Below are 17325 nucleotides of genomic sequence, written 5' to 3' on the forward strand. Positions count from 1 at the left end.
GTTAAGTTGAAATTTGCGGTTCATCTACAGGCTGTCGTCCACTTACAACAAGCATAATTACAGCAACAATGATAAGTATGAAGCAGAAGATAAATGAGTATCGGTAACCCACAATGCTGGCTACTCCACCACCAACAAGACTACCAATCAGCCTGCCGATAGTGGATGAATTCGAATAGAGTGTGGAAGCATATCCCGGCATACTAGGCAGCAGGTCCTGAATGTAGCTAATTCCAATCGCAGAAATGACTGCGACAAAAACAGCGAGCAAAATTTGTGCTGCAAGCATTTGCCACATCTCGTTCGAGATAAGGATAACGAAATAATAAGCTCCTCCAAAAATAGCCCCGCAAAACACCAAGATTCGGTTACTATACTTTGCACTAAGTAGACCGAGTACAATCATAAAGGGAATTTCCAACGCAGCACATATACTGCTGACTAAACCGACATGACTTGTCGTTCCCCCAAGATTGTTTGTAATAAAGAGAGCCGTGTTTATGCTGCTCATCCAATGAGCCGTATACATGAGTACCATAATGAGAAAAGGAATTAGAATATCCCGGTTTTGAGCCAGTCTGAAACTTTTTATATTCGCTTCAGCATTACTGCTCTTCATTTCTGTGTTTGATTTGAGAAACAGGAAAACAAGCAGAGCCACGAGCAGGAAAGCTCCGATCGTCCCCAAAAAAATCCCCTTAAATCCAATAGCAGAGAGTAATAAAGTGCCGATTAAAGGACCTGTAATAAAGCCGAGAGAGAAAGCAGAACGCAAGGTAGAATTAGCAAACGCACGCTCCGTAAAATGACTCTTTATCACTGCTTCTCTAGAAATAGCGAACAACTGGGGCATCCCTGGTGCACCAAGGGCAGTAAACACAGTCATGTAAATGAACAACATCGGAAAATCTTGAATGAACAAGTATCCACTAAAGGCCAGGACATTAGAGAGAGTAGAGAAAAGATAAACGCTCTTCCGATTCAAGCCGAGGTCAGAACGTCTCCCGATTAGCGCACTGATCCATATTCCTGCAATTAGTGTAACAGCTAGATAAAGACCAAACATTCCAATAGATACGCCAAGCTGTTCCGTGAAATAAATAGATAAAAAGGGGGTGCTGAGTGAAATCCCCATTCCCTGTAATGCCATACACATAAAGAGTAAAGCATATGAAGGAATAGAAAATAAGCTGATGAATCGATTGATCATAGTATAAAATTACTCCTCAGAATTTGTTGTTGTGTAACCACCATACATGGCTGAATAGAATCAATCGTACATCTTTATTATGTACTAAATGACAACACAAACAATATAACATTCGTGCCAAATGCTTGCCTAAACCTACCATAGACTCGTGTGAGTATACAGTAAATTAAAGGCAGGATCACACCTTTGAAGTTCTATATACGATTCTAAACAAGAGATCTGATTTTCTAGATCTCTTGTTTTTTGCTAATGAGTCCGGCATGGACGATGAGTTCGCGGTGATGTCCGTTGCGAGGCGAAATCAGAAGATAATCCAATTTAGCATATTAAACCATATAAAATGAAAGATAATACGGGTACTATAATTTATAATAGACACATTTATCCATACAAAGAATCAAAGTAATTCATCCGATTTCCGATTAGATGTATACCTCTTAATTCTTGGGTACGATTGACAATCGTAGATTGCATATGTAGCATTTGAATAGTAACAATTAAACGATCATAACTAAACGGAGGGATTTTCCATGGCTAAAGTAAACGTAGGCGAAGAGAACGCACAACCAATTGAACTGTATTACGAAGATCATGGCGAGGGGAAACCCATCATCCTTATTCATGGCTGGCCTTTGAGTGGACGATCCTGGGAGAAGCAAGTACCTACCCTGATTGAAGCGGGCTACCGTGTTATCACGTATGATCGTCGTGGTTTTGGTCAGTCTTCCCAACCTTGGGATGGTTATGACTACGATAGTTTTGCATCTGATTTACATAAATTGATTATGCACCTCGATCTGCGCGATGCTACACTGGTTGGGTTCTCCATGGGAGGCGGCGAAGTAGCTCGCTATATCGGAACATATGGAACGGAACGGGTTTCCAAAGCTGTATTTGCAGGCGCTGTTCCTCCTTACCTGTATAAGTCCGAGGACAATCCACAGGGAGGATTGGACGATGCAACGATTGCTGAATTCCAAAATGGGGTTAAGGGTGATCGTCTAGCCTTCTTGGATGGATTTACAAATAACTTTTTCGCTGCAGGAGATCGTACAGACCTTGTGAGCGAACCGTTCCGTCTATATAACCGGGATATTGCTGCTCTGGCATCCCCTAAGGGTACCCTGGATTGCATTGCTGCCTTTGCTCTTACCGATTTCCGTCAGGACCTGGAGAAATTCAATATTCCGACCCTGGTTATTCATGGCGATTCCGATGCCATTGTGCCGCTTGAAGTCAGTGGACAACGTACACATGAATCTATCCCTGGCAGCCGGCTTGTTGTTGTAGAAGGTGGACCACATGGCTTTAATGCAACACATCCTGAAGCATTTAATGCAGCGTTGATCGAATTTCTGAAGAGCTAAGCTTTGATTAAAACTGGTTAGAAAAACATACGAAATAAAAAAAGAGCAGGACACCCTTTTGAAGTAGGGGTGTCCTGCTCTTTCAACGATTACAGAAATAGAGGGCTTCGCTATTTATCTGTTTCATTAAGCTAATGGGGGCAGGTTAGTTGAAAATCAATCAAGCTAAACATTACTATAATATGGAGGAAATTATTTAGCTGTTGGGATAATGTCAACTTACAAGTGATTCTAATAGATTCTAATAGAAGAGATACATAAAAGAGGGGTTTCAGGTGAGTGTTCGACGCATGTTAGTCGCATGGAAAGAAAGTGCTTTACCTTCTTATCTAAAACTGCTGGTAAACAGCAAGGTTTTGTGGCAGGTATGAACTCCACTTACACTAGCTTGGGGAATTTTTTTGGCCCAGCATTGGGTGGTATTCTATTTGATATTAATATTCACTACCCTTACCTTTTTGCAGGAATAGTTCTGATCATTGGTTTAGGACTTACAGTATTATGGAAAGGTAAATCAAATCAAATCTCACTCTGATAAGAAGTGTTTTTAAGGTGGACACGCCAAGTGGAAGAGCGGTGGGGTATAGCATTGAGACACATAAAATAGGGTAACTGACAAAATAATCTCTCAGGGAATGTACTATAGCACATTCCTTGAGAGATTAAAGTATTATTGCAAAGCATACTAGAGCGATATTACTGGATCTATTCTTAAGAACCAAAAATTGTTTTTACATGCGATTGTTGCAACCAATCCTTCAGCGAAGTCAGTTGGAGATCAGGGACAACCACGCGATCTTTCACGTCATAATAGTTCAGGGAATCAATATTGGCTCCGATCCAACGATAAAAGCCTGCAATACCAGCTGCTTGATCTGCCCCCATTACTGGAGAAAGAGCTGCTTCAAAATTATCATAGTTCAGGAAATTAAAGGTTATATCTTGTCCCAACGCTTGTGTAAAACGTTCGCCGAGTTCTGCACCAGTAAGTGCTTCCGGACCTGGAGCTAACAACACTTGTCCTGCCAGCTCAGGGTGGGTTAACGCATAATAATGATATTGCGCTGCGTCTTCGGAGCTAATCCATGGGATCGGTTTATCTGCTGGTACAGGGTAGAAGAGCATTCCATTATTGATCAGACCCGGAATCAAGAAGTTTTCCATATAAAGTGTGGGTTTTACCAAAATGGTTGGAATACCGCTTTGTTGTACGTACTCAATTAATTCTCGTTTAACATCCAACGTCTTGGTGTCGGTTGGATGTACTGGTAAAAAACCATTTGAATTGACAACGATCAATTTAACGTGCGCTTGTCGCGCAGCTTCAACGGCATTCGTAATTTGCTGCTTCATTAATGCTGTGTCATACTCAATTGGCATATTCAAGAAGACTTTATCAACACCGCTGTTAACATCTTTCAACGTTTCGGATACAGACAGATCACCTACAAATGCCTCTATACCTTGCTCTTTTAAAGCAGCTACGTTTTTGTCATGACGTGTAATGGTGCGGACAGTTACCCCTTTGGAAGTTAACAATCTCGCTACGGCTCCACCTTGTACCCCTGACGCTCCATAAACTAATATCGTTTCCATATATACAACAGCTCCTTATAGTTACATTCATTTGTTCAGTAGCGAACTAAATGTTATATTCATAATAACTAACGCACAAACTTTATGTAAGTACGCACATTCGGGATATCAGGTATCTCTTGTGATACTATTGGAGGTAAACTTATGCAGATCGAACCATTGGAAAATTGCAGTACTTGCCCGGTTGAATTTGCAGTCAACGCAATCGGCGGCAAGTGGAAAATTCTGATTTTGTACCATTTATTAAATAAAGATATTATACGGTTTAACGAACTACAAAAATCGCTCTCCACGGTGACGCATCGCACACTTACGCGTCAATTGCGTGAGCTTGAAGAAGGTGGGCTAGTGAACCGCGTTGCTTATGCTGAAATGCCTCCTCGCGTCGAATACTCACTAACAGATAAAGGACATAGTCTCACCCCGATTTTGTTACAATTGCAAAACTGGGGTCTACAGCATATGTAATTCAAAAAATGCCCCCTAGCTGCTGACTATGATGGAGCTGCCAGATCATCTCCTGCATCAGTACCCCCATGAGCTCAGTGGAGGACAGAAGCAGCGTGTCGCTATTGCCAGAGCAATAAGCAGTGAGCCGCCCCTAATCATCATGGACGAGCCTACCTCCAGTCTGGATATGATTACGCAGGCCCAGATCATCGAGGTGTTTATGACTTCGCAAAAAAATATCGGATTTGTCTGTTTAACATGATCTGGCTACAATCCAGCGTATATCAAATTATTGTGATACAGGAGGGAAGAATCATCGACCATTTTGCTAAAGAAGATATATTTATCAATATTGGTTCTATTTTATTATATTGATTTTCCTTATCATCACAATTACCATGAAAAGATATTTACATATATCATATTCAAGCTTAACGAAGGGGATACGTAACATATGTTGGATTCATATATTGCGAGTCAATTAAAGAAAACATTAGAAGCTAGTGTTAATAATCACGAAATTGCAGGAGCTAACTTCATGGTCATTAAAGATGGCAAAGAAGTTTTTTACCACGATTATGGATGGGCAGACCTCGAGTCTAAACACCCTCTAAAAAGAGATTCTATATTTCGTTTATATTCAATGACTAAACCAATTACTGCCACTGCTGTTATGATTCTGTTAGAAAGAGGCGATATTGACCTTTTTGATCCTGTAAGCTGCTATATTCCAGGTTTCAAGAACCAACGTGTAGAAAAAAACGGCCAGTTGGTGCCTGTTAATCGTGAAGTTAACATACATGATTTATTAAATATGACTTCGGGATTATTATATGATGGAGCTGGAGCAACCGGACAACAATCATATAAGTTATTTCAAGAACTGGATAGTCGGTTGTTTAGCGAAAATCCAATGAGCACTATGGAGTTTGCGAATCGTCAGGGCATGGGGCCACTTTCATTCGAACCGGGAACGAACTGGCAGTATGGTACGTCAGCAGATATTTTAGGTGCTGTCGTGGAAGCCGTTAGCGGTATGCGTTATGGGCAATTTTTGAGAAAAGAGCTTTTTGATCCACTCGAAATGAATGATACCGGATTTTGGATTCCAAAAGAAAAAAGAAACCGACTTGCAAAAACTTATCAGGATGATGGTGAAGGTAAGTTGAAGTTGTATGACGGTAATCATCTTGGTATTAATCATCAAATGGATTGTGAACCAGCATTTGAGTCAGGTGGAGCGGGAATCGCATCTACAATTGATGATGCTGCCAAGTTCACGACAATGTTGTTGAATCAAGGTATCCATAATGGAATTCGATTATTAAAACAAAAAACCATCCAGTATCTAACATCTGCTTCATTAACAAACGGGCAACAAAAAGGCTTTGATACATGGCATACATTGCTTGGCCATACCTACGGTAACCAAATGCGTATTATGACTGATCCGGGAAAAGCCGGATTCATCGGTAGTTTGGGTGAATACGGTTGGGACGGTTGGCTTGGAGCATACTTTACAAACAGCCCTCATGACGGTCTAACCGTATTGTTTATGGTGCAGAAAAAAGATGCTGGCACACTACCGATTACACGCAAACTGCGGAATATCATATTTAGTTCCTCATAAGAATAGATTGGAATGAACCCACTTGTTAGAATCGATGAGGTGGAGGCTTAATGCGAATTTTTATTCCCAGATTCTAAAAAATGGTCCTTCAGTTTCAGTAAAAACTTTTTTTGGTTAGAAATCGCAGGGAATAGTCAATTAACAAGAGTTTTGTCGCTTTAACAATTGTCTATGGACAAGAACATTGAAGTGAAGTCGCTATTATAAGCGACTTTTTTAATTTATCGGTACATGTGCCAAGGACAAGAACTTGTACCGATTAGATATGCAATTAATGTCGAGGGACAAGAACATATTCCCATTGAAGTCGCTAAATTGGTCATAACCCTGTCAAGTAGACAATACAAAAAAAGACAAGATTTAAGCTGCGGCCGTTTCCCGGTATTCTACTGGGGAACGGTCGTTTAGTTTTTTCTGAAATCGGTTTTGGTTGTAAAACAATATGTATTCGCTTACTTGCTGTTCAACCTCCGCTTTGTTTGCCGCTGTATTCAAATAAATTTTCTCAGTCTTCAAATGAGAAAAGAACGACTCGATACAGGCATTATCTAAACAATTCCCACGCCTGGAGTGACTGCCTAGGATGCCGAGTTGTTTCAGTTTACGGTTAAATGGCTTCGAGGTATATTGAAATCCTTGGTCCGAGTGCAGAATTACGCCACTCAGATCCACATGCTGACAGAGTCTATCCAACGTGTTATGGACCAAAGCGAGGTCATTTCGTTCAGAAAGATGCCACGCTACAATTTCGTTATTGTATAAATCCTGGACGACAGAGAGGTACACAAAATGTTCTCCAGCACGAATATAGGTAATGTCGGTAACCAGCTTCGTTCGTGGCGTATCCGCCTGAAACTGGCGCTCTAGCCGATTCGGGTTCACCACAGAAACTTGTTTTCCAAAGAATCGACGTTTCTTTCGAATGACAGAGCAGATGCCTAATTGTTTCATTAATCGGTACACCTTTTTGTGGTTGACCCGAAGGCCTTCTCTCCGTAAAGCTACCGTCATTCGAAGGTAACCAAAGTAGGGATGAACGCGATGGATGGCAAGCAGATGCGATTCCAATTCATGATCCTTTTGTCTACGTTCGCTTGTCGCCTGTCTGCTTTTTCTCCACTTGTAATAGCCCGAACGGGAAACCGCAGCTAACTTCAAGAGCCAAACCAGGCGATGGTGTGCTCGTAGGTCCTCTATAATTTGAAATCTGGCATCTTTACTCGTCACTCCTTGTGTAGATTTGGATACTGCTTTTTTAAGTATTCAATCTCCGCCCGCAAGTAGGCCATCTCTTCTTCCATACTAGAAAACTTGGTTCTAAGGCGTCCCCGTTTGGATGGAGCAGGTTCTAGACTCATTCCCTGTTTCGCTTTTGCTGCCCACACTTGTACCTGAGATTTATTTTGAATATTTAAACGTGTTGCTACTTCACGTATGCTCATATGTTCCTCGTTGACCAGCCGGGCCGCCTCCAATTTCAATTCCAAGGAGTACCGCCGGAAAGTTTGTCCTTTTTTAGCCATGAAAAAAATCCCCTTCGTTTGACAAGATTAAGTCCATCTTAACAGATGTCTTTTTTCTCTTGTCTACTAAAAGGGGATAATACCATTTTAGCGGCTTTTTTATTTTATCGGTACAAGTTCTTGTCCCAAGCTAAGGACAAGAACTTGTACCGATTACCGAAATGGACAAGAACTTGATCCGATTGCCGATTAGGTGAATATCTAAATACGGAGCGCATGTAAGTTTGTGCAGATAAATGCAATAATACAGGACATTTTTTCGTCTTAATGGAACCACTGCCTTAAGGAGAGGTAACCAGCAGCTAATAGTTACTCAAAAAAACGGAATTTAGTAACTGGAAAAAGCTGAGGAGGGACAAGAACTTGTACCGATTGCCGGAATGGACAAGAACATAGTCCGATTACCGATCAGATGTATATCTAAACATTGATAACATGCACTTAAAGCTTTATTAAGTACCATAATACATGAAAATGTTCACAATGTTATGTGACAACTGACAAGATGAGAGGTTAAACACGGTTGCTAGGTATAAAAAAGGCGAAATATCGGGCTGAAAAAAAGCTGCTGAGGACAAGAACATGTTCCTATTGCCGATTAGTCATAAATATAATTATTAAACCTTTAAATTCATTAAAATAACGGGCAACTTTGTTTAATGACAGTTTAGCATCTTAGTCAATCTAAAAAGGGTTTTACCTGATGGCTAATTAGTCCTTAGAATTCCATTATAAAAAATAGCTTGCCATAATAAATGATTTGTCATAAACTGTTGATACATCAACGTTGATACATCAACAAAATTAAAAGTTACGAAGCAGGGAATTTATGATTGCTCGTAATAAAAGGAGAAAAACAAATGACAAAGACAGCATTAGTAACTGGTGCGAATAAAGGTATTGGATATGAGATTGCAAAACGGTTGTTAGAATCGGGGTATCGTGTTTTAGTTGGGGCACGTGATCAGGAGCGAGGAGAAACGGCAGTAACTGCGCTCCAAGCATTTGGAGATGCACAATTGGTATTGTTAGACGTTGCCGACTTATACAGTGTTGATAATGCAGTAAAAACGATTACTGAGAATCATCCAGAGTTGTCACTCTTGGTGAACAATGCTGGTATTCCAGGAGATATGCATAAAGTGGGATGGGAATTCTCGGTAGAGGATCTGCAAGCAACTCATCATGTTAACTTTATTGGTCCTTTTGCACTTTCAAAAGGCTTGCTTCCCCTATTGATTGCCAATAAAGGCACAATTCAAAATATCAGTATACCAATTGAGCCGTTGCCTTACTTCAATGCGTTTGCCTATACAACATCCAAGGCTCCTTTGAATGTCATGACAAAGTCTTGGGGAATGAGTTTTGAGAAGGAAAATATACCTGTAGAGATTTTTACAGTGATGCCAGGGGCGGTTTCAACCGATTTGAACGGGCGTATGACAGGAGATTATGTGAAAACACCTGTTCAAGCTGCGGAATTAATCGTTAACTTTGTTCTGGATGAAGAGAGTCACAATGGACAGGTTATTAATTACGACGGTACTTTATCAGTATACTGAGTTTACTTCACAATATTAATCTAATTCCAAACCTAAAAGCCCTTCTCCGCTGGAGAGAGGGCTTTTAGGTTTGGATGATACAATGGGAAGTACTATAACTCAATAGAAAATCGAAAAACCTCTCACTTACAAGAGCGTTGTGTCTAGGAGCCGAATTGCTTGTAAAATGAGAATTTAAGTTGTATATTGACAATACATTGCAAGCCGTTAGCAATAAATATGATTAAGAAAGATGTGATGGTTTTGAGTAAAGATTGGTCACAGAAGTCCACGTTATTATACGAGATGTATCGTGTGAATAACGCCATAAATACTACGTTTGATACCTATATCAGCATCAGCCAATCTCGCTTTGAAATACTCGCATTGATATATAAAGAAATCGAAATCAGTCAAGGTGACTTACAAAAAAAAGTGACACTTGATAAGGCTGCTGTCGCTAGACATCTCAAACAGCTTGAAGACCATAAAATTGTGTCTAGAAGAAAAAAAGATGAGGATAACCGAATTATTTTAGTTCAATTAACTGATTACGGAAGAGAATTAATTGAAACTTCACAAAAGGAAAAAGAACATTTTGCACAGGAACTGTTAACTGATATTAGTGATACTGAGCTTACTTTGCTAAGGAAAATATTAGTTCAATTAAATAAGAATGTTGAACAAATGAAGGAAAAGTAATTTTCATATGTATTAAAAAAGCACTGCCATCTTGATGAGGAACTGACCCCATAACGAGAGACAAATTAAAACACCTTCAAGTGAATGAAACCTTGTCGTAAGATAAGGAGATCATCTTAGAGGTGTTTTTTTACATTGGCAACTAGAGTGAGTTATCCCGTGGAACTAAAAGAAATGAGATTAGCAGAGGTACCCGTTAAAGAAGTTATGGAGAAGCTGGGAATATGGAAGAAGTCACAGCTGAAAACGTGGATGAGGTGGTATCGAAAAGGAGAAGTTCATCTCCTAGAGCAACCCGTTGGCAAGCAGTATAGCTATGGAAAAGGCCCAAAGCAGAAAACCGTTTCCTGAAGCAATAATTGGAACGGAGGTCGTCATCATCTATCTTAAACGGCTATTGTAAGGAAAATACTGTGAGTCAAGGTTGGTTAAACAAAATTCCATTATTTATTAATTTTAAGGCAAGCTAGAGTTTTAGCCACGTTCTATAGAAGCAGAGATTTTAACGCTCCTGATTGGAGCGAATGGGATGAGCAAGCCCGACGCTTCTACTATGAAAATTTGTTAAATAACACTCCCTATATTGATATGGACTTTTTGTGTTAATTTCACTAAAAAGGTGTCGAGGGAAAAGAACATGTTCCTATTACCGATTAAGTATGTATCTAATCGGTCGTCTCCTCATCAATTCATTAAACTAACGGGCAAAATACCGTAATAAACCCAATGTCAGGATCGTTAGAATAAAGGATATAAGTTGGAAATTTACTATTCAATAAAATATTGATTCTGGTCCCGTGTATCTCTCTTGGGTCGAAAACAGGAGCTGTCCTGAACCTTCGGACTTGATATCGCTATAAACGAGGGGATAATCACCTTGACGATAGGCGATGAAGAATCTGCCGCGAAAGCCGAAACATAAAATTAAATACACTACGTCGATTTAGTTAAAACGTACTTATAACTAATTAATATTTTGACATATTGCAAATATACAATGTATAATAGTGTCCATGAACAATCCACTAGATATTTTTAAGGCACTAGCTAATGAGTCGCGTATTCAAATACTAGAATGGTTAAAAAAACCAGAAGCTCACTTTTCACCCCAAGAAGGGATTGATCTTGTTGAAGTAGGGGTATGTGTGAGTCAAATAACTAGTAAAATGAATATGAATCAATCCACTGTTTCTCAATATCTCTCAATACTACATCGAGCTGGTTTAATTAATGCCAAACGTATTGGTAAATGGACATATTATAAGAGAAACGAAGATGTAATTAATCAAATTGGTCTGTATCTACAAAAAGGTGAATGATACTGAGTTAACAATCGTTCAGTAGCATTCACCTGCTTTCCACTTTAATATATTGTTAATTTGCAATATATAAATATGACGAATTAAATAATTCTCAAGGGAGATGATGATGGTTGAATCACACTAGCTGTTCTAGTTTGAACAATTATTTACCACTCAGCATTCCCTTAATAAATGTAGTTAGAAAGAAGGTTTATAAATGAATAGTAAAAAAAAATTAAAACTAGGCGCCGTGATTGAAGGGGTAGGGTTCAACTATATGGGATGGCGCCATCCAGACATGCCTACTAATGCGAGTGAAAATATTGATTACTATGTAAAACAAGCGAAAATAGCAGAAGCAGGAAAATTTGATACCATATTTTTATTCGATGTCAGTCATGTTGGGCCAGGGAATATTCCACATCACTTAAGTATGTTTGAGGGTATAAGTATTTTGTCCGCACTTAGTATGGCAACGACAAATATAGGCCTTACAGCAACAATCGCTACGTCGTATGCTGATCCATTTACTGCAGCGAGACAGATCCTTTCACTTGATAAAATTAGTAAGGGACGAGCAGGTTTGAATGCTATTACGTCAAATCCAGGAGGTATGTTGAATTATAGCAGGTCCCACCTTTCAAAAGCAGATCAATATCCTATGCAAAAAGAATTTATGGAAATTGTATTAGGTCTATGGGATTCATATGAAGATGATGCATTTATACGTGATAAAGCGAATGGTATTTACCTCGATCCGCAAAAAATGCACGCTTTAAGATATAGAGGGAAGTATTTCTCAGTAGATGGTCCATTAAATCTTAGCCGTTCAATCCAAGCCAGACCGCCAATCTTCACGGCTGGTAGTTCTTCTAATTTTGTAGCAAATGCAGCGAAATATACAGATGGTGGATTTATAGCTGCTATTTCACTTGATTATGCTAAAGGAATTGCGGCAGAGCTTAGAAAGCGAGTTGCCTTGGAAGGACGAACAACAGAAGATTTTATTGTTGTGACTTCTCACATACCGATTGTCGGTAGTACTGAAGCAGAAGCAGAAGAAAAATTCCGAGAAATGCAAAGTTTAATGCCAGCTTACAGGATACAAAGACCTTTGTTTTTTGGTTCAGCCGAGAAAGTGGCCGATCAAGTTCAGGAATGGTATGAAGCAGGTGCGATGGATATGTTATTGATACAACAGGAATATCCATCAGGTTTAAAAGATTTCGTAGATTTAGTTGTTCCGATTTTACAAGAAAGAGGCATTTTCCATACAGAATATGAATCAAATACTTTACGTGGGAATTTGGGTCTACCTTATCCAGAAAATAAATTTTCACTATGAAAGAGTAACATAAAATCTATTAATTGTTTCGATAAAATTTCGATATACCGTGGTTCTAAGGACAAGGGAGGTACAAAGAAGTGATTAGAGTGAAGATTACGAGAAGCGCTTCTTCTGGTAAAATCATGTCTTACCGATCAGAGGGACATGCAGCATATGAGGTACCCGGCAAAGATATTGTTTGTGCTGGAGTATCAGCTGTAACGATTGGAACGTATAACTCAATAGAAGCGTTATTGGGGGTTCATCTGAAACACAGAATGTATCACGGTTTTTTGGAAGTGAACGTGTCTGAACAACTGGAATACAAAACATTTGAGCAATTACAGCTTCTCCTGGAATCAATGGTGGTCACATTGCAATCTATACGACAATCTTACGGTGAATATTTATCTATCGAAGAAACTATAAGAAGTCGTTAAATTAAATTTATTGAAATAACAGGAACGAAAATTGAGCTAGAACGGCAATCGGTACAAATCAGGGAGCACACCTGATGAGGATAAAAAGATACTCCAAAAATCAAATGAAGCATATGTGAAAAAATTCAATGTCGAGGGACAAGAACTTGTACCGATTGCCGGAATTGACAAGAACATAGTCCGATTTCCGATTAGATGTATATCTAAACAATGCACGCATGGACTTAAAACCTTTTTTAGCACCATAATACATGAAAATGTTCACATTGTTATGGACAACTAACAAATTAAGAGGGGAGAAATACGCGTGGCTAAGTATTAAAATTGGACTGAAACTAGCTGCTGAGGACAAGAACTTGTACGATTGCCAAAATGGACAAGAACATAGACCGATTGCCGATTAGGTGTATATCTAAATAATCAGCATATGCACTTATTTGGGAACAACTATAAACAAGAGATATATTCGGGCGGACAACCAACTAACAGTATTGAGCCTAATCCGTTAAAAAAAAGTATTCAGAATACCCGATAAAAATAATTGAATAAAATTTTGTTAACTGTATTCTGAAGTAATTATTATATAATTACTTCAAGAGATCTGAAAATTTTTTTTACATAGAATGCGGTATAAAACAGTAGTGTCAACCATAGGACGTGGTAATAAGTTGAGTCGTTGTACGGACAGCAAAGGTGATAAATTAAGCCAAGTAAAGATTATTGATAGTTGGAGATTGCCTTATCAGGAGAGAGTTTCTCGAAGCGAGGGTGAGATTGGCTTACGTCCCCGCCAACTTGGGGCTCTATCGACAATTCGTGCACATTGGGTAACATCATCAAATAACAAATATTGCATTAGGCATGATTGCACTACTTATTGGATCGATCTTTGAAGGGAATCGCATTAAACAAGAACAGGCTGCGGCGAAGCAGCAGCCTGTCAATCCGGAGAAACGGCCTGTTCGGCAGTACACCCCGAATGAACAAGCAGCAGAAGAGAAGCAGGCCGAAGAGGTAGAAGTGCCAACGGAAGAAATGCAGACGGAGATTCAGAAAGTGATTCCGGAGTTTCTGAAGGTGTACGTAGCGTTCAATGCTAAAGATGATTTTTTGAAGAATTCAAAGCCGTATCTGACTGAAAACCTTTATAAAGCATTAGAGCAAGAACAGCACCGCGGAACGCTAACGATCGTCAAAACCAAAATGACCAATGTAGAGCTGGAGCCGCAGAAGGAAGGACTCAAGGAACAATGGTGGAATGCAGATATCGAGGTAGAGAATACCGATCAGGAAGGCCAAATTAGTGGATGGACAATGGAAGATTGATGATTTGGGTGTACGTTCAAGGGCGTGGAACCCATGAGGATATTGCGAAAGAAATCCATGTCGCTCGTGCCATCGACTACCGGAGGATCGAACGGGGAAAGGACTGTGTGTTCTCCAATACCCGTACCGGGCTGGAAGAACTGCTTCAGTGGGTGAAGGAGCTTCAGCAGGAACACGCCAAGAGTGACGTACTCTTTGGCACCCGTGCTTGCCGCATGCGGGTGGTCACTTGATCGGTCAGTTCCAGAATAATGTTACATTAATTAAATCCAAACCCCCGAGTTAGCTGTCTATATAACAGGAGGTGAACGACAATGATCGATGCACAGCAACAAATCAACGCCGCACAAAACGGAGATCACGATGCCTTCGTTTCTCTTATAAAGGATCGAACGGATAAGCTGCACCGAGTGGCTCGCCATTATGTACGGGAGTCCAAAGATGCGGAGGATATCGTTCAGGATGCCCTGGTTAAGGCTTATGAGTCACTGCAAACGCTGCAGCAAGCCGAAGCGTTTGAGAGCTGGCTTACCAGAATTGTGGTGAACCGGGCGCTCAATCATTTGGAGAAATCCAAGCGTGTTCACCTGAGCGAAGACCCGCAGGCGCAAGAGCCATTGGTCGTTAATGATATCGATCAAACCCTGGATCTGGAGCGTGCATTGGCCAGTCTGAATCCGAAGCTGCGTCAGCTCCTGTTCTTAAAATATAAGAAGGACCTGACCCAGCAGCAAATCGCCCATCTCCTGGATATGCCATTAGGTACTGTAAAAACACAATTACGGAAGGGGCTGGAACATTTGCGCAACGAAATGGTTCAAGATTTTCTCGAACGAGACATGGATACATTACGTCTGCAGTTAAGACAACAGGCAGAGCACCAGTTTGCCGTTTCATCGGATTATGATCTGATCGTCAATGACTATCAAGAGAACACCATGAGGGGAACATGGAAGGGAGAAGCGGGATTCTTATGGGTTAAAACGGGGAGTGATGACGCCGTTTCTGCCACGCTTTCCAGGGACGGCAACTTGCTAGACTATGCCATTTCCTGGGCCTCATTGGACAACGAGACACGGCTATCTGAGGAGGAGCTCAAACAGCAGGCAGAGCAATTCCTGGAAGATCATTATCCCGGCGCACTGCGTAATTTTCCGTATTGTGAGATGGAGTGGATGGAAGGAATGTTTGGGTACACACGACAGCAGAAGGCGATGGGCCTGCCGCTTCCTGAGACGGGATGCCTGATTATGGTTCACCCCAGCGGTCGCGTGGTCGGATTTAGGTACTACGGAACCGTTCCAGGGCCAGCACTCCCAACCATGATCACACCAGAAGAGGAACAGATGGCGTGTATGAAGGCGAATTTTTTGCTACATGTGGAATATTGCGTATTGGACAAAGCCGTCTACACGGATGGTGACGATCAGGTCCATCTTGTTTACGCCCCCCGAAATAGAGGACTAATCTATACTGCATCATCACAGGAGGAAGTTCCGACAGCCTATAGGGCAGAAGCTGTACCCTCTGACCCAAGAACTCTGGACGAGTGGCCAGGTGAGTTCCCGCCCGCACGAAGCCTAGAAGAGTGGATTGGCGTAGACAACGACCAATTTCAGTTAGTACAAGACGACAATATTGGCTTGAACACCAAGTTGATGGTGTGGAAGCAACAGAATGAAGAGCGTCCAGACAAGAATGACCAGTCTTGGAAGGCCTATTGGGCTGATCAGATGGAGGGAGCGGTCAAGGCGCGAGTAGACAGCCAAACCGGACAACTGATTGACTTTGTTTCGCATGGTAAGCCAGATCAACTTGCTCCATTAACCTGGGATCGAGACGCATGTATAGAAGTAGCTATGGACTATGTCCGAGGACTAGCAGCCGAAATGTTGCCGTATCTCAAGCTTCTAACTGAAGAGACTGACGACGAAGATCGTTTGGAAATCATTCGCTTTGGTGTATATGTTCAAGACGTATCTGTCAGGGATGAATGCTATCAACTAGCTGTTGACCGCTCTAATGGGAGGGTCCAAAGTTTGATGTCCCCCTCCATAAGGCCAGAACAGTTAAAGAAGCTGGAGACCGTGCCTTCATTTGATTCCCAGACAGCCATCCTCCGATGGATGGCACAGGCCAAGCTGCGTCTGCAATGGGAACGGATGCACAATGCTAGGGCGGAAGAGGCCCCGTACGAACTAGTGTATCGAATGATTGGTAGCGAGCACGAGCGGACACCCGAAGTGCTTGATGCGCATACGGGGAAGTTATACGAAAATACTTTTTACTGACAAACAAAAACATCTAGCCCGAAACTAAGGGCTGGAAGGCTTTCAAAAGCCTGCGGACGTAGAACAGCATTGGAAGGAGGTTGGTGTTCATTCCAGAATGCCCATCGATGTTCCTTATGGAAGGACGACCCCATCCTTTCTTCCTATACTCCGTCCCGTGTATACAAGGTCATCGAGCGAGATCATGCAGGAAGAGCGATGGAGTTTTTGAGAAAGCCAGAGAAGCGGTCTTTGCGTTCAACCGTAATTGGAAAGCTAGCTCGTATTCTCATTGGTATGGTTCAGCATGGAGAAACGTATCGCAGCCTAACCAGAGCACGCAGCAATAACAAAATAACAAAAACCGCACACACTAAGGAAACGCATAGAGACGTTTATTGCAGCACCTGTAGGACGCAAAATGTCGAGGGACAAGAACATTGTCCCATTGAAAGTCGCTATTTTAGCGGCTTTTTTTGTTTTATCGGTACAAGTTCGGGTCCCAAGCCAAGGACAAGAATTTGTACCGATTGCCGGAATGGACAAGAACATAGTCCGATCACCAATTAGATGATCATCTAAATGAAAAAAGCTTTATAATTAGCGTAAAACAGGGCAGTTTTCACATTCTTGTGGAAAACA

At 41.0% G+C, this 17325-nt stretch carries 14 protein-coding genes and 3 pseudogenes; 14 read left to right on the plus strand and 3 right to left on the minus strand.

The features are described from left to right. Window position 1: 1 nt before the first annotated feature. On the minus strand, window positions 2–1210 hold the full coding sequence (locus MKX75_RS15615) for a sugar efflux transporter (RefSeq protein WP_339165937.1): 1209 nt from the start codon (window positions 1208–1210) through the stop codon (window positions 2–4). 530 nt (window positions 1211–1740) lie between these two features. Between MKX75_RS15615 and MKX75_RS15620 the strand changes: the two genes are divergently transcribed. Continuing rightward, window positions 1741–2577: an alpha/beta hydrolase gene (locus MKX75_RS15620; RefSeq protein ID WP_339165938.1), complete on the plus strand. Its 837-nt coding sequence runs from the start codon at window positions 1741–1743 to the stop codon at window positions 2575–2577. A gap of 319 nt (window positions 2578–2896) precedes the next feature. After that, window positions 2897–3112: pseudogene (locus MKX75_RS15625) on the plus strand (MFS transporter); the annotation flags it as partial. 176 nt (window positions 3113–3288) lie between these two features. Here MKX75_RS15625 and MKX75_RS15630 read toward each other — a convergent pair. Further along, on the minus strand, window positions 3289–4173 hold the full coding sequence (locus MKX75_RS15630; protein ID WP_339165939.1) for an NmrA family NAD(P)-binding protein: 885 nt from the start codon (window positions 4171–4173) through the stop codon (window positions 3289–3291). A gap of 144 nt (window positions 4174–4317) precedes the next feature. On the opposite strand from MKX75_RS15630, the gene MKX75_RS15635 reads away from it, so the two are divergent. From MKX75_RS15635 to MKX75_RS15645, 3 genes are all read left to right on the plus strand, one after another. Continuing rightward, entirely contained in the window at window positions 4318–4641 is a 324-nt protein-coding gene (locus MKX75_RS15635; protein ID WP_076333880.1) for a helix-turn-helix domain-containing protein, read from the plus strand. Window positions 4642–4669: 28 nt separating this feature from the next. Next, entirely contained in the window at window positions 4670–4885 is a 216-nt protein-coding gene (locus tag MKX75_RS15640; protein ID WP_076333879.1) for an ATP-binding cassette domain-containing protein, read from the plus strand. 192 nt (window positions 4886–5077) lie between these two features. Next, a complete protein-coding gene (locus tag MKX75_RS15645) occupies window positions 5078–6253 on the plus strand; it encodes a serine hydrolase domain-containing protein (RefSeq protein WP_076333878.1) in 1176 nt (391 codons plus the stop codon). 360 nt (window positions 6254–6613) lie between these two features. Here the strand turns inward: MKX75_RS15645 and MKX75_RS15650 are convergent. Then, window positions 6614–7776: pseudogene (locus MKX75_RS15650) on the minus strand (IS3 family transposase). A gap of 860 nt (window positions 7777–8636) precedes the next feature. On the opposite strand from MKX75_RS15650, the gene MKX75_RS15655 reads away from it, so the two are divergent. The 9 genes and pseudogenes from MKX75_RS15655 (at window position 8637) to MKX75_RS15695 (ending at window position 16704) form a co-directional block, all read left to right on the plus strand. After that, window positions 8637–9338: an SDR family NAD(P)-dependent oxidoreductase gene (locus MKX75_RS15655; protein WP_076334201.1), complete on the plus strand. Its 702-nt coding sequence runs from the start codon at window positions 8637–8639 to the stop codon at window positions 9336–9338. Window positions 9339–9581: 243 nt separating this feature from the next. After that, window positions 9582–10019 (plus strand): MarR family transcriptional regulator, encoded by a 438-nt coding sequence (locus MKX75_RS15660; protein ID WP_076334232.1) that lies wholly within the window; start codon window positions 9582–9584, stop codon window positions 10017–10019. Window positions 10020–10154: 135 nt separating this feature from the next. Next, window positions 10155–10352, plus strand: a pseudogene (locus tag MKX75_RS15665) (helix-turn-helix domain-containing protein); the annotation flags it as partial. Window positions 10353–11032: 680 nt separating this feature from the next. After that, window positions 11033–11338 (plus strand): metalloregulator ArsR/SmtB family transcription factor, encoded by a 306-nt coding sequence (locus MKX75_RS15670; protein WP_025677227.1) that lies wholly within the window; start codon window positions 11033–11035, stop codon window positions 11336–11338. A 199-nt stretch (window positions 11339–11537) separates the two neighbouring features. Then, a complete protein-coding gene (locus tag MKX75_RS15675; RefSeq protein ID WP_076334202.1) occupies window positions 11538–12665 on the plus strand; it encodes an NtaA/DmoA family FMN-dependent monooxygenase in 1128 nt (375 codons plus the stop codon). An 80-nt stretch (window positions 12666–12745) separates the two neighbouring features. Further along, a complete protein-coding gene (locus tag MKX75_RS15680; protein WP_339165940.1) occupies window positions 12746–13087 on the plus strand; it encodes a ribosomal-processing cysteine protease Prp in 342 nt (113 codons plus the stop codon). A gap of 861 nt (window positions 13088–13948) precedes the next feature. Further along, window positions 13949–14413 (plus strand): hypothetical protein, encoded by a 465-nt coding sequence (locus MKX75_RS15685; RefSeq protein ID WP_076334204.1) that lies wholly within the window; start codon window positions 13949–13951, stop codon window positions 14411–14413. After that, window positions 14395–14646, plus strand: a complete 252-nt coding sequence (locus MKX75_RS15690; RefSeq protein WP_339165941.1) for a hypothetical protein — start codon at window positions 14395–14397, stop codon at window positions 14644–14646. Before MKX75_RS15685 ends, MKX75_RS15690 begins: the two co-directional genes overlap by 19 nt. An 81-nt stretch (window positions 14647–14727) precedes the next feature. Next, window positions 14728–16704: a sigma-70 family RNA polymerase sigma factor gene (locus tag MKX75_RS15695; protein WP_076334205.1), complete on the plus strand. Its 1977-nt coding sequence runs from the start codon at window positions 14728–14730 to the stop codon at window positions 16702–16704. Window positions 16705–17325: the final 621 nt, after the last annotated feature.

The sequence above is a fragment of the Paenibacillus sp. FSL R5-0341 genome (assembly GCF_037975235.1).
GTDB classification, from domain to species: Bacteria; Bacillota; Bacilli; order Paenibacillales; family Paenibacillaceae; genus Paenibacillus; species Paenibacillus amylolyticus_A.